The following is a 14,249-nucleotide window of genomic DNA, read 5'->3' on the forward strand; positions in this document are numbered from 1 at the left end:
CCGTAACCGTCCCGTGCCGTCGATGATCGGTCTGGGGTACCACCCGGCGGTGATGCCAGGGGTGATCCAACGCAACGTCCTGGAGAACCCGGCCTGGTACACCGCCTACACGCCGTATCAGCCGGAGATCTCCCAGGGACGGCTGGAAGCACTGCTCAACTTCCAGACCATGATCGCAGATCTGACCGGTCTGGCGGTGGCGGGGGCTTCGTTGCTGGACGAGTCGACCGCCGCTGCCGAGGCCATGCAGCTGGCACGTCGGGCGGCTCGGGGACGGGCGTCCACGTTCGTCGTCGATGCGGACACGCTGCCGCAGACGACAGCCGTGATCCGCACCCGTGCCGAGGCGCTCGGGATCGACGTGGTGGTCGCCGCGGACCTGTCGGCCGGTATCCCGGAGAACCTCGCGGACTCGGCGTTCGGTGTCCTGCTGGCCTATCCGGGCGCGGGCGGTGGTGTGCGGGACCTGCGAACCGTGATCGCGCAGGCCCACGAAAGTGGGATCATCGTCGCGGTCGCGGTCGATCCGCTGGCTCTCACGCTGCTGGTTTCGCCCGGTGAGCTCGGCGCCGACATCGCGGTCGGCAGCACCCAGCGGTTCGGTCTGAGCCTGGGCTTCGGCGGTCCGCACGCGGGTTTCATCGCTGTCCGGGACGGCCTGCAGCGGTCGCTGCCGGGACGGCTCGTCGGCGTTTCCGTGGACGCCGACGGCCACCGCGCCTACCGGCTGAGCCTGCAGACCCGTGAACAGCACATCCGACGGGAGAAGGCGACCAGCAACATCTGTACCGCGCAGGTGCTGCCGGCGGTGCTGGCGTCGATGTACGCGGTCTACCACGGTCCGGAGGGCCTCGCCGCGATCGCGGAGCGGGTGCACGACCACGCGGTCCGCCTCGCCGCCGGGCTGCGTGCCGGCGGCGTCGAAGTCGTCCATGACCACTTCTTCGACACGGTGCTCGCGCGGGTGCCGGGTGGTGCGGCCGAGGCGGTTGCGGCGGCGCTGGCGGGCGGGCTGAACCTGCGTCTGGTCGACGTCGACCATGTCGGTGTCTCCTGTAACGAGACGACACTGGACGCAGACCTGCACGCCGTGTGGGCGGCGTTCGGCGTCCGAGCGTTGCCGTTGCCGGGGGTGTTGACGCGAGCACGGGCGGATGCCACCGGAACAGGAACCGGTGCCGGTGTCGGTGGTACCGGCAGCGGCGGCGGCAGCAGCATCGGCATGATCGGTATGGGCTCGGCGATTCCGGCGGAGCTGTCGCGGACCAGCGGCTACCTCGACCATCCGGTGTTTCATGCGCACCGTTCCGAGACGGCGATGCTGCGCTATCTGCGCCGTCTTGCCGACAAGGACATCGCGCTGGACCGGGGCATGATCCCGCTTGGTTCCTGCACCATGAAGCTGAACGCGACCACCGAGATGGCGGCCGTGACCTGGCCGGACTTTTCGGAGATCCACCCGTTCGCGCCGCTCGACCAGGCCGCCGGCTATCTGGAGCTGATCCGTGACCTTGAGGCGTGGCTCGCAGCCATTACCGGGTACGCGGCCGTGTCGGTGCAGCCGAACGCGGGGAGCCAGGGCGAGCTTGCCGGGCTGCTGGCGATCCGCGCCTACCATCGTGATCATGTGCCGCCGGGGGCGCCGGACCGCGATGTCTGCCTGATCCCGTCGTCCGCGCACGGAACGAACGCGGCGAGCGCGGTGATGGCCGGGATGCAGGTCGTCGTGGTGACCTGTGACGCCGACGGAAACGTCGATCTCGCTGATCTGGCGGCGAAGGCCTCGGCGTATTCCGACCGGCTCGCCGTGCTCATGGTGACCTACCCGTCGACGCATGGTGTCTACGAGGAGGGCATCGGTAAGGCGTGTGACCTGGTGCATTCCTGCGGCGGCCTGGTCTACGTGGACGGCGCGAACCTGAACGCACTGGTGGGGCTCGCGCGGCCCGGGGCGTTCGGCGCGGACGTGAGCCACCTGAACCTGCACAAGACGTTCTGCATCCCGCACGGCGGCGGTGGCCCGGGGGTCGGTCCGGTCGCTGTGGTTGAGCGGCTCGTGCCCTACCTGCCCAACCACCCGCTGCGGCCGGAGGTGGGTCCGCCCACCGGGATCGGCCCGATCTCGGGGGCGCCGTGGGGGTCGGCGGGCATCCTGATGATTCCCTGGGCGTACATCCGGCTGATGGGTGCGGACGGCCTGCGCCAGGCCACGTCGGTGGCGGTCCTCAACGCCAACCACATTGCCCGCCGGCTCTCGTCCCACTACCCGGTTCTCTATACCGGTCGTGATGGACTCGTCGCGCACGAGTGCATCCTCGATCTGCGCCCGTTGACGAAGCGGACCGGGGTGACCGCGGAGGACGTGGCCAAGAGGCTTGTCGACTACGGTTTCCACGCGCCGACCATGTCGTTCCCGGTACCCGGGACGCTGATGGTCGAGCCGACCGAGAGCGAGGACCTCGGCGAGATCGACCGGTTCTGCGAGGCGATGATCTCGATCAGGCGGGAGGCGGACCTGGTGGGCAAGGGCGCCTGGCCGGTGCACGACAATCCGCTGCGCAACGCCCCGCACACGGCGGCCATGCTGCTGGTGGACGAGTGGACCCACCCGTATTCACGGTCCGCGGCGGCCTACCCCGTGCCCTCCCTGCGGGAGTCGAAGTACTGGCCACCGGTGGGTCGGATCGACGGCGCCTACGGTGACCGCAACCTGTTCTGCACCTGCCCGCCCGTCGAGGAGTACACCGAGTCCGGCGCGACCCCCGCACACGTGCACCCGGCCGACTCCGACGCCGCGTCGGCCAGGGCCGGCGCGCCCGGATAGGTCTGGCGTGCCCGGGTCAGATCCCGGGTGCGACCGCCAGCGCCGAGTCGAGGACGCGCTCCAACCTACCGGAGCGGACCTGGTCGATCATTGCGTGCAGCTGGTCGACGCTCATCTGCACCTGCTGGCCGAAGTCGTCCACCAGGACGACCCGGCGCTCGGCCGGGGCCTCGTGGTCGACGAAAAGCTGTGGGCAGCCGCAGCTGCATTTCCTGGAAAACGTCACCAGATGCTGTCGGGCCGCTCCGGAGATGTCTGCTGCCTGGCCGGTCGAAGTTCCGTCGGTCATGTCCTCACCCCGCCTGAGTGGTTGAACCGTCGAACGGATCACCCACCAGCGTAGGGAGTGACGAGGCGTCCCGAGCATGTTTCGCCGAAATAACGGCCACGATTCGACGACGCTCAGCCAGGCCCTGGGGGACGCCTGCGTTCGGTGTTTCGTGGCCCCGGGCGGACGGGAGTCAGGCCAGGCCGACGACGTCGATGAGGCGCCGGGCCGCCGCGCCGCCCGAGTCCAGCGCCAGCGCCAGCGCCCGCGGCACGTCCAGGTCGTCCGACAGCGCCGCGTCGACCGCGGCGACGGCAAGCGCCTGGTCCGCGGTCGAACCCGTGCGTCCGGCCGCTGTGTAGAGCTGGTCCACAGTGGCCTCGACCTGGTCGAAGGCGGCCTCGTCGTAGTCCCAGGCGTCCTGCCAGCGTCGCCCCAGGCACAGCAGGCGGACAGCCGCCGGGCTGTGACGCTCCAGCAGGTCGTCGACCAGCGTGAGGTTCCGCAGCGACTTCGACATCCGCAGTCCGCCGACGCGTACCACCCCCACCTGTAGCCAGGCGCGGGCAAACGGTGCCACCCCGGTTGCCTGTTCGGCGAGCAGCGTCTCCACCGCGTGATGGGGGAAGCACAGGTCCTCGCCGCCGGCATGCAGGTCGACGCTGGACCCGAACGTGTTCAGCACCATGGCCGCGCACTCGGCGTGCCAGCCGGGACGCCCGGGACCCCACGGGCTCGGCCAGCTCACCCGGGTCTGTCCAGGTCCGGCCGTGCCGTGGACGTCGGCACCGCCGGCCCGCCAGACGGCCACGTCGAGCGGATCGTCGCGCCCGGGGTCGTCCGGGTCGTCGTTGAACTCGGCGGCGAGTTTGACGGCCTCGTCCGGGCTGAGCCCCACCCGTGCGGCGGCATCGGCGGTGCGTGCGTAGACGGTGCCGTCACGCAGGTAGGCGTGTCCGGCGGCCAGCAGGGCCTGCCCGAGCTCGATGACATGCGTGACGGATGCGCGGGCGGTCGGTTCGTGGTCGGGTGGGCGGACGCCGAGCGCCGCCATGGTCCGGTCGAAGGCGAACCGCGAGATCGCGGCGACCTGGTCGTAGGGCATCCCGACCCGGCGGGCCTCGGCGAACATCGCGTCGTCCACATCGGTGATGTTGCGTGCCACCTCGACCGTGACGCCGATCGAGCGCCAGACCCGGACGACAAGGTCCGTCCACAGGTAGGTCGAGGCGTGACCGAGGTGCGTGACGTCGTAGGGAGTGATCCCGCATACGTACAGCCGGGCCCGCCCGACGACCGGCAGCGCGATGCCGGTCAGCCGCAGAGGACCCCGGGCAGGCACTCCGACGGAATCCATCCGCGAAGCATCCCACCTCGCCCCGTCGGGCGAAACGGAAAAGGCGTTCCGGTCGATCTCGCTCGGGTGGCCCGCCGGCCTGGCCGGTATCCGGGGGCGGCGGATGTCAGGGGCAGGCTTCCTCGAACTTGACGATATTGAGGGTGACCGGGTTGCCGAGGGAGTACGGCCTGCCGGCGGCCGGTGAGGTCGAGCAGATCTTCCAGTTGCTCTCGACGATCGCCACCCGCTCCTTGCCAGTGGCGTCATGGAGCGTGATGCTCGCATTGTCGCCGAACACACTGCGGGCGACCTTCACGGAGCGGCCGGTGAGGTTCGGCATGGTCGCGCCGATGGTGGGGACCGTGGCGTCGACGGCGCCCGCGGCCGGGCAGGTCTCGTCGAGATGGACCACGCCGAAGTCGACCCTGGTGGTGACCGGATGCGACCCGGCGGCCGGCGACTGGTCGCAGACCTGCCAATCCCGGTCGAGTATCTGGGCGCGACCACGCCCGAGCGCGTCATGGGACGTCAGGTGCTTGAAGCCGGCGGCCTGCGCGGTGTCCTGCGCGAACTGCAGCCCCTTGCCGACCAGGTTCGGCAGTGTCCCGGCCGCGGTTTCGTGGGTGCCGGAGCCCTGGCCGGGCGTGGATCGGCCGGCTGCTTTCGAGCCGATGCCGCCACTCGCGCCACAGCCGGTGAGAGCGAGCGCCACCGCGGCCGGGAGTGCGACGGCCGCCAGCGTCGCACGGCTGAGGACGGCCCGTGTCTGCCACCACTGTCCTGACACCTTGTCAGAATGACGTCATTCGCACTGATCGAAAATGGCTAGCCGGATTTTTCCTCCGACTCCTGGCCGGTCATGAAGTCCACGGGGCCCTGGTAGCCACAGCGAACCAGGACGTCGAGCATCTGCTGGTCGAACAGCGCGCTCGCGTCACCCATCACCGGTGGGAGGTGGCCGAACAGCTCCAGGGACAGGAACCCGTGCAGTTGCGTCCACACGATCAGGCAGGCGGCGAGCCCCTCCGGAGAGATCGGGTTGTTGGTCTTCTCGCGCCATGCCTCGACCTTGTCACGCAGGGCCGGGGTCAGCTCCACCGCGAAATGCGACGGGTCGAGCAGGCCGGCGGTGATCGCTTCGGTCATGCAGCGGAACAGCACCGCGACCGCCCGGTCCGTGTTGGGGCATGGTTCGTCGCAGGGAGGTGTGCAGTCGGGTACCAGCGTTCCGAAGAGCAGCATGTACTCGGTGACGTGCTCGTGCGACCACTGACGGTATGTGCGGGTGACGCTCAGCCAGCGTCGGGAATGGTCGTCGGAGGGCGCCAGCGCGAAGGCGTCCTCCAGTGCGTCGGCCAGGGATCCGAACCCGTCGGCTATGAGCGCCGCGATCAGTTCGTCACGGCTTGCGAAGTACCGGTAGAGCGCGGATGGCGTCAGGCCCATCGTCCGGGCCACCGCTCGCAGTGACACCCCGGCCGCGCCGTGCTCGTTGAGCTGGTCACGGGCGGTCTGTTTGATCTCATCGATGGTCGCGAGCCGGAGGCGCTCGCGTCTCGATGCCGGCGTGGTCACCCCAGCCATGCTGGTCCAGTCAGTGAACGGCGTCAACTTTCTGGGCGATATGTCTTGACGGTGGCCGGTGTATGCGAACACTGTTCTCTGGAGCGATGACAACTCTCTGGAGGTCCGGGTGTCCGCAAGCCCCGTGCGTATGGTCACGCATCGTCCCAGACTCGTCCTGCTGGTAACCCTGCTGGTCGTGGCCGCGGCAGCCGTGGTCGGTGTAGGGGCGTTCGGCAAGTTACTCACCGGCGGATTCGACGATCCACGGTCGGACTCCACCCGGGCCGCGCAGGTGGTGAAGGCGCGTTTCGGCGGGCAGCGCAACCTGGTGCTCCTGGTCACCGCCGGCGTGGGAACGGTCGACGACCCTGCCGTGGCCGCCGCCGGTAGCGACATCACCCGGCGGCTGGCGGCCGAGCGGGGGGTGGACGGGGTGGTGTCCTACTGGGACGGCGGTGGCGTGGCGCTGCGGTCCGTGGACGCCAGGCATGCCCTGGTCGTGGCCCATGTGGCGGATAACGACCGGGCCAAGGAACTCGTGACCCGGTACGAGAAGGCAACGGGCGGCGGTGGCCTGGTTACCGTGACGCCAGGCGGCCAGGCGGCCACCAGCAAGGACATCAACAGTCAGGTCACCTCCGACCTCGCCGTGGCCGAGTCGCTGGCTATCCCGGTCACCATGGTGCTGCTCGTCATCGCCTTCGGTGGCGTCGTCGCCGCGCTACTGCCGCTCGTCGTCGGTGTCGTCGGCATTTTCGGTGGGCTTGCCATCCTGTCCATTCTGGGCAGCCTCACCGATGTCTCGATCTTCGCGGTCAACCTCACCACCGCTCTCGCGCTGGGCCTGGGTATCGACTACTCCCTGCTGGTGGTCAACCGGTATCGCGAGGAACTCGCGGCCGGTCACCACCGCGCCGACGCGGTCACGACCACCATGCGTACCGCCGGTCGGACGATCATCTTCAGCGGCGCCACCGTGATCGTGGCCCTCGCGGTCATGCTCGTCTTCCCCCCGTACTTCCTGAAGTCGATGGCCTACGCCGGTATCGCGGTGACCGCCTTCGCGATGGTCACGGCGGTCGTGTCACTACCGGCACTGCTCATGCTGCTCGGCCCGCGGGTCAACGCGCTCAAGGTCGGCCGGTCACGGTCCGGGCCGGGCCAGGCGTCCGAATCGGCCGTCTGGCGCGCGGTCGCGACCCGTGTGATGCGTCGGCCGGTGCTCGCGGCGGTGCCGGCCATCGCCGTGCTGCTGACGCTCGGATTCCCCTTCCTGCACGTCTCGTTCGGCACCCCGGACGACCGGGTGCTGCGCGACACCGCGTCGAGTCGGCAGGTCGGCGATGTCATCCGGGAGGACTTCTCCTCCGACGTCGCCGCAGCCACAACCGTCGTCGTGAACGGTCCGACAGCCACCTCCGGGCTCCCCGCGTACGCGGGCGAGCTGTCCGCGCTGCCGCACGTGGCCCGGGTGAACAGCGCCGCGGGTATCTACGCGGCCGGTCGGCAGACAGCGCCCGCCGGACCGGCCGACGCGAGGTTCTCCGTCGGGGCCCTGACCTACCTTGAGGTGATCCCATCGGTCGACCCCTTCTCCGACGCCGGGCAGAACCTCGCCCGCGCTGTCCGGGCGACCGCCGTGCCGGCGGGAACGTCCGTGCTCGTCGGCGGGCCGTCGGCCGTGCTCGTCGACGGTAAGAAAACCATCGCCGCGAAGCTGCCGATGGCCATCGGGCTGATCGCACTGGCCACGTTCGTCCTGCTGTTTCTGTTCACCGGCAGCGTCGTACTGCCGCTGAAGGCGCTGGTGCTCAACGTACTGTCGCTCACCGCCGTTTTCGGAGCCGCTGTGTGGATCTTCCAGGACGGGCATCTGTCCGGGGTGCTGGGCTTCCTGCCGGGGCCGCTCAACACGTCCATGCTGGTGCTGCTGTTCTGCATCGCGTTCGGCCTGTCCATGGACTACGAGGTGTTCCTGCTTTCCCGGATCAAGGAGGAGTACGACCGCGGCGTGCCGAACGCCGACGCCGTCGCGACCGGCCTGGCCCGCACCGGGCGGATCGTCACCACTGCCGCGGCGCTGCTCGCGGTGACCTTCGTGGCATTCGCGACGTCGTCGGTCACGTTCCTGCAGATGCTCGGTATCGGTACGGCGCTGGCGATCGTCGTGGACGCCACCGTGATCCGAGGGGTGCTGGTCCCGGCATTCATGCGGCTGGCCGGCAATGCCAACTGGTGGGCGCCGCGGCCGTTGCGGGCATTGCACACTCGGATCGGCCTTTCCGAGGCGCCGGCTTCCCCGTCCGCCCCGTAGGAAGACCAGCCGCGCAATCGACCGGAGAGCTGCGATTGACCGGAGACTGGTGAGTCAGGGGGCCGTTTCGGACGCGAAGCGGGCGCGGAGCTCACGTTTGAGGACCTTGCCGGTGATGTTCTTGGGAAGTTCGTCGACAACGTGGACCTGCCGGGGACGTTTGTACCCGGCAAGCCGCGTCCCGCAGGTCGCGACGATGTCGTCGGGATCGATTCGCATTCCGGCACGGGGGACGACAACGGCAACCACGGTCTCACCCCAGACCGGGTCGGGCACGCCGATGACGGCGGCTTCCAGCACGGCCTCATGCTGGTGGAGGACCTGCTCCACCTGGCTGGAGTACACGTTCTGGCCACCAGAAACAATCATGTCCTTGATCCGATCGACGAGGTATACGTATCCTTCGTCGTCCATCGTGGCCACGTCGCCGGTGTGCAGCCACCCGCCGGCGAAGGCGGCGGCGGTGGCGTCCCTGTCATTCCAGTATCCCTTGATCACCAGGTCGCCACGGATGACCAGTTCACCCGGGACGCCGGGAGGGCACCGCCGCATCCGTTCGTCCATGACGGCGACGGCGGTCAGCGGCAGTGCCCGTCCGCACGACTCCAGCAGCCGCTCCTCGCCCGCCAGGGCCCGTGCATGGTCATCCGGGGTCAGGGCGGTCACCCATCCGGTGGACTCGGTCTGGCCGAAGCCGGTCACGAGAACCGTCCCCAGCCGGTCCATCAGAGCGCGGGCCGTGGCGACCGGCATCGGCATTCCGCCGTATCCGAGACTGCGCACCGAGGACAGGTCGTGGCGGTCGATGGCCGGATGTTGCAGAACGAAGGCCGCCATGGTCGGCGCGAGGGAGGTGAGCGTGATGCGGTGTTCCTCGACCAGCTCCAGGAACGTCCCGGCATCGAAGGACCGCATCAGGACGGTGGGTATCCCGCACAGGTGGTATGTCGGCATCTGGAAGGCAGCCGTGTGGCACATCGGAAAGGTCATCAGCATCCGGTCGCGATCCGTCGGTCGGACTGCAAGCATCATCGTCACAGCCGCGTTCACGATGCCCCGGTGGGTGATCATTGCTCCCTTGGGGAATCCGGTCGTCCCGCTCGTGTAGACGAGCCAGGCCGTGTCGCCGTCCGAGATGTCGACGGGTGGTTGCTGTGGCGATGCCGAGGCGACGAGCTCCTCGTAGGGCGTGCCGTACCCGTCGGACGCACCGCCGATCACGAGCGGGTGCTCCAATGTCGGTACCTCGGTAAGCACGGGCCGGATGTCGTCGACGAACTCCCGGTCGACGATGAGTACCCGGGCACCGGCCGCGGCCATGATGCCGGTCCACTCCTTGGGGTGGAGCCGGTAGTTGAGCAGGGTGAGCACCATGCCGGCGGTCGGCACACCGTAGAGGGCTTCGACATAGGCGGGCACGTTGCGGGCGAGGATGGCGACTCGGTCTCCCGGGGACGCCAGCCGCGAGAGTCCGTTCGCCAGACGTAAGCAGTCCGCCTGCAGCTGCGCGAACGTCCGGCGTTCCTTCCCTGCGACCAAGGCCACCCGCTCCGGCCAGTTCGCGGCTCCCAGCGACAACACGTCACCGATCAGCATCTGACGTCGCCTCCACTCGCTTCGGCGCGGTCACCAGCGGCAGTACCTCGCGCGCGACGCGCTCGGCGTTCCGCAGGGACGCGGTGACGTCGTCACCGGCCGGTTGGAAGATCACATGGCGGGCGCCCGCATCCACATAGGCCTGCACCCGCGTGGCCACCTGTTCCGGCGTGCCCGCCGCCGTCACCCGTTCGACCAGCCCGCGCAGGTCTCGCGACCACACCGAGCCGAACATTCGCGCCATTTCCTCGTAGGCGTCCTCGGTCCGGTCGGCAACGCTGACGAAAAGGAACTGGAACCACTCGAAGCCGTCGAGGTCGCGCCCGATCGCGGCGGCCTGCTCGCGAACCGTCCGCACTGTTTGCGCGTACCGGTCGGCGGACAGCAGGTAGGGCATCCACCCGTTGCCGAGAGTCGCGGCCCGTCGCATCGCCGGTGCTTTCGTCCCTGCGATCGCTATCGGCGGACCGCCGGGCTGGGCGGGGGACGGCGAGATCCGAATTCCGCGGAACGGGTAGTGCGGACCGGCCCCGTCGACCTTCTCGCCGGTCCACAGATCCCGCAGGACCCGAATCTGTTCGTCGACCCGGTGGCCCCGGCCGGCGACCGGCACCCCGCAGGCGTCGAACTCCTGCGGATACTCCCCACCGACACCGACCCCGAGAGTCACCCGGCCGCCGCTCACCCGGTCGATCGCCGCTACCTGTTTCGCCACGATCGCCGGCGGATACAGCGGGAGGAGCAGCACGGCGGTCCCGATCCGAGGCCGGTCGGTGAGCGCTGCCAGCAGCCCCAGGGTCACCAGCGCCTCCGGGGTGGGCAGCGGCGCCGCGATATGACCGCTCGCCCATAACGAGTCGATTCCGAGGTTGTCCAACCGCTGGATTTCTTCTTTCTCGCCGCGGGCGTTGAAACCGAACAGCACCCCCTGTTCGATGCCCCCGGCCGGTGCGTCGGTCCCAGCGGTCCGTCTCATCGTCACCTCCCGAAATCACTTTATAGGTGATCTAAATTAGACGATAGGGGCGAGGTCGCCGATATGACGGCCGGGTTCGGCGCCTCTTCCACAAACCGAATCCACCCGCACCGACGCGAGACGGCTACGGGATACCCCGCTCAGTTCAATGCGGCGAGGGCTTGGGTGAGGTCGTCGACGAGGTCCTCGGCGGACTCGATGCCGACCGACAGCCGGACGAGGTCCGCGGGCACCTCCAGCGGTGAGCCCGCGGCCGAGGCGTGCGTCATCCGCCCCGGATGCTCGATCAGTGACTCGACGCCACCGAGGGACTCGGCAAGGGTGAACACCCGCGTCCGCCGGCACACCTCGACCGCCGCCTCCTCGCCGCCGCGCAGGGTGAACGACACCATGCCGCCGAAGTCGCGCATCTGCTTCGCCGCGACCGCATGACCCCGGTCGCCCGGCAGGCCCGGGTAGTACACGGCGGCCACCGCGGGATGCGTCGTGAGCAACGCGGCGATACGGCGGGCGTTCGCGCAGTGCCGGTCCATCCGCACCGCGAGCGTCTTCGCCCCCCGCAGCACCAGCCAGGCGTCGAACGGCCCGGCAACCGCTCCGGTGGCGTTCTGGATGAACCGCAGCCGCTCCCCGAGGGCCGGATCGACCACGACCACGGCCCCGCCGACGACGTCGCTGTGCCCGCCGAGGTACTTCGTGGTCGAGTGGACCGACACGTCCGCGCCGAGGGCCAGGGGCCGTTGCAGGTAGGGCGTGGCGAACGTGTTGTCGACCGCGAGCAGGCCGCCGACGGAGTGGATGAGCCCGGCCAGGGCCTCGACGTCGGCGACACCGAGCAACGGGTTCGTGGGCGTCTCGCACCACAGCAGCCTGGTGGTACCGGGCCGCAGCGCCGCCCGCACAGCTTCAAGGTCATCAAGTGGTGCCGGGGTGTATTCGACACCCCACTCGGCGAATACCCGCGCGAACAGGCGGTAGGTGCCGCCGTAGGCGTCCGATGGGATCACCACGTGATCGCCCGGCCGCAGGACCGTCCGCAGCACGGCGTCCTCGGCGGCAAGCCCGGAGGCGAACGCGAGGCCCACCGTGCCCGCCTCCAGCGCCGCGAGGCAGGTCTCCAGCGCGGTGCGGGTCGGATTGGCTGACCGGGCGTACTCGTAGGCGCCGCGGGGAACGCCGACAGCGTCCTGGGCGAACGTCGACGACGGGTGAATGGGGACGACCACCGCGCCGGTGGCCGCGTCCGGTTCCTGCCCCGCGTGGATCGCGACCGTCTCGAACCCCGCGCCGGCCCATTCACCGGCCGCGTTCCGCTGGTCGGCGCTGTTCTGCCGGGTCACGGGGTGGCCAGGAAGCCGAGCAGGTCGGAGCGGGTCAGGATGCCGACCGGGTTGCCGTCCTCCAGGACGACCGCGGCAGGTGCGTCGCCGAGGACGGCAACCAGCACCGACACCGGCTCGCCGGCACCCACCGTCGGCAGCGGCGGGGACATGTGGGAGGCCACCGGGGCGTCGATCGCGGCACGGTCGGCGAAAACCGCGCCCAGCAGTTCCCGTTCGATGACGGAGCCGGCCACTTCCGCGGAGCGTAGCGGCGGTTCCTGCCTGACCACCGGCATCTGGGACACGTTGTACTCGCGAAGGTAGGAGATGGCCGCGCCCACGGTCTCGTCGGGATGTACGTGCACCAACTCGGGTGGCCCGGTGGTGTCGGCCGCCTTGCGGCCCAGCACCTCGGCGACCGTCGGCTCGTCCGACGGCGGGTCGAGAAAGCCGTAGTCGTACATCCATTCGTCATTGAAGATCTTCGAAAGGTAGCCGCGGCCGGAGTCCGCCAGCAGCACCACGACGCAGCCGTCCGCGTCGAGTTCCCGGGCCACCCGCAGTGCCGCGACGACCGCGAGTCCGCATGAGCCGCCGACCAGCACGCCCTCGCGGCGGGCCAGCTCCCGGGTCATCAGGAACGAGTCACGGTCGCTGACCGCTTCCACCCGGTCGACCACTGTCTTGTCGTAGGTCGCGGGCCAGATGTCCTCACCGACCCCCTCGACAAGGTAGGGCCGGCCACTGCCGCCGGAGTACACCGACCCCTCCGGGTCCGCGCCGACGATCTGTACCTGTCCGGAGCTGACCTCCTTGAGGTACCGGCCGGTTCCGCTGATCGTCCCGCCGGTGCCGATGCCCGCGACGAAGTGGGTGACGCGGCCGTCGGTGGCCTCCCAGATCTCCGGACCGGTGGTGGCGTGATGCGCCGCGGGGTTGTGCGGGTTGGAGTACTGGTCCGGGCTCCACGCGCCGGGCGTCTCGGCGACGGCGTGGCGGGCGACCGAATAGTAGGAGCGGGGGTCGTCCGGCGCGACCGCGGTCGGGCAGACCAGTACCTCGGCGCCGTAGGCCCGCAGTACCGCGCGCTTCTCCTCGCTGATCTTGTCGGGCATGGTGAACACGCAGCGGTAGCCGCGGATGGCGGCCACGATCGCCAGACCCACACCGGTGTTGCCGCTGGTCGGTTCGACGATCGTCGCGCCCGGCCGCAGTTGCCCGGACTCCTCCGCGGCGGTCACCATTGCCAGCGCGATCCTGTCCTTCACGGATCCGCCCGGGTTCAGGTACTCCAGCTTGCCGAACACGGGCGTCGTGATGCCCTCGGTAACCGCGTTCAGCCTGACCAGCGGGGTTCCGCCGACCGCCGCGACCAGGTTGTCGTAGACACGCATTCCGGGTCCTCGCCTTCGCCGCCGGGACCACAGCTTACGCAGCCAGGTCCGTCCGACAGGCCAGACGCTGGATCACCACAGGTGTGTCGACGTCGTGTGGGCCGATCCGGCGGCGGCTGCCGTGGACGCATTCGGTTCACGGGGTGACAGGCAGGTCGAACCAGAGGTATTTGCCCGAGTCGACCGCCACCGCGCCCCAGCTGCCGGCGAGCGCGTCCAGGATGAGCAGGCCGCGCCCGCCCTCGCTGCCCAGGTCGAGGCACTGCCGGTGGGGAAGCGCGACGGAGGTGTCCGAGACCGAGGCGTGGACCAGCCCGGGACGCAGCTCGATCAGTAGCCAGATGGGCGGCTTGCCGTACTTGACGGCATTCGTCACCAGCTCGCTGACCAGTAGTTCCGCCGTTCCGATGATCTTATCGGGCAGATTCGTGGCAGCGAGCTGCTGCCTGAGTACCCGGCGGGCCTGCGGAACGGCGCTGGGTACGTAGGGCAGTTCGACCAGCGTGTGGGTGGCCGAGGGACGGAACGACGATGCATAGGTCACCATGTCCGCTTACACCCCGTTTACATTCATTGATCACCAGGTCCGGCCGGTTACATCCCCGCCGGTCTACCCATAGACGGGCCATTCCAAGCACTTCCGGGCCTTT

At 69.4% G+C, this 14,249-nt stretch carries 11 protein-coding genes; 2 read left to right on the top strand and 9 right to left on the bottom strand.

The genetic code is table 11. The features are described 5' to 3' along the window. Positions 1-2,824 (top strand): aminomethyl-transferring glycine dehydrogenase subunit GcvPB (gene gcvPB / locus NBW77_RS06015; protein ID WP_250279385.1); only part of this gene is annotated, 2,824 nt, incomplete at its 5' end. A gap of 16 nt (positions 2,825-2,840) precedes the next feature. On the opposite strand, the gene NBW77_RS06020 is transcribed toward gcvPB, so the two are convergent. The 4 genes from NBW77_RS06020 to NBW77_RS06035 all read right to left on the bottom strand — a co-directional run bounded on the left by NBW77_RS06020 (position 2,841) and on the right by NBW77_RS06035 (position 6,015). Continuing rightward, a complete protein-coding gene (locus NBW77_RS06020) occupies positions 2,841-3,113 on the bottom strand; it encodes a hypothetical protein (RefSeq protein ID WP_131745230.1) in 273 nt (90 codons plus the stop codon). 172 nt (positions 3,114-3,285) lie between these two features. Further along, positions 3,286-4,449, bottom strand: coding sequence for a cysteine--tRNA ligase (locus NBW77_RS06025; RefSeq protein ID WP_131745231.1), 1,164 nt, complete (start codon positions 4,447-4,449; stop codon positions 3,286-3,288). Between the two features lie 106 nt (positions 4,450-4,555). Continuing rightward, positions 4,556-5,218, bottom strand: coding sequence for a hypothetical protein (locus tag NBW77_RS06030; RefSeq protein ID WP_250279386.1), 663 nt, complete (start codon positions 5,216-5,218; stop codon positions 4,556-4,558). Positions 5,219-5,256: 38 nt separating this feature from the next. Next, complete coding sequence (locus tag NBW77_RS06035; RefSeq protein WP_131745232.1) at positions 5,257-6,015, bottom strand: TetR/AcrR family transcriptional regulator; 759 nt, start codon at positions 6,013-6,015, stop codon at positions 5,257-5,259. A 109-nt stretch (positions 6,016-6,124) separates the two neighbouring features. Between NBW77_RS06035 and NBW77_RS06040 the strand changes: the two genes are divergently transcribed. Then, on the top strand, positions 6,125-8,311 hold the full coding sequence (locus NBW77_RS06040; protein WP_502799443.1) for an MMPL family transporter: 2,187 nt from the start codon (positions 6,125-6,127) through the stop codon (positions 8,309-8,311). Positions 8,312-8,365: 54 nt separating this feature from the next. Here the strand turns inward: NBW77_RS06040 and NBW77_RS06045 are convergent, their stop codons facing one another. The 5 genes from NBW77_RS06045 to NBW77_RS06065 form a co-directional block, all read right to left on the bottom strand. Continuing rightward, positions 8,366-9,907, bottom strand: coding sequence for a long-chain-fatty-acid--CoA ligase (locus NBW77_RS06045; RefSeq protein WP_131745233.1), 1,542 nt, complete (start codon positions 9,905-9,907; stop codon positions 8,366-8,368). Further along, positions 9,894-10,883 carry an LLM class flavin-dependent oxidoreductase gene (locus tag NBW77_RS06050; protein WP_131745234.1) on the bottom strand — a complete coding sequence of 330 codons (990 nt, stop codon included), beginning with the start codon at positions 10,881-10,883 and terminating at the stop codon, positions 9,894-9,896. The genes NBW77_RS06045 and NBW77_RS06050 overlap by 14 nt, the downstream gene beginning before the upstream one ends. Positions 10,884-11,023: 140 nt before the next feature. Beyond that, a complete protein-coding gene (locus NBW77_RS06055; protein ID WP_131745235.1) occupies positions 11,024-12,223 on the bottom strand; it encodes a cystathionine gamma-synthase in 1,200 nt (399 codons plus the stop codon). Next, positions 12,220-13,599 carry a cystathionine beta-synthase gene (locus NBW77_RS06060; RefSeq protein ID WP_250279387.1) on the bottom strand — a complete coding sequence of 460 codons (1,380 nt, stop codon included), beginning with the start codon at positions 13,597-13,599 and terminating at the stop codon, positions 12,220-12,222. Before NBW77_RS06060 ends, NBW77_RS06055 begins: the two co-directional genes overlap by 4 nt. Before the next feature lie 136 nt (positions 13,600-13,735). Then, positions 13,736-14,146, bottom strand: coding sequence for an ATP-binding protein (locus NBW77_RS06065; RefSeq protein WP_250279388.1), 411 nt, complete (start codon positions 14,144-14,146; stop codon positions 13,736-13,738). Positions 14,147-14,249 lie beyond the last annotated feature (103 nt).

The sequence above is a fragment of the Frankia sp. Cppng1_Ct_nod genome (genome assembly GCF_920656135.1).
Classification (GTDB): domain Bacteria; phylum Actinomycetota; class Actinomycetes; order Frankiales; family Frankiaceae; genus Protofrankia; species Protofrankia meridionalis.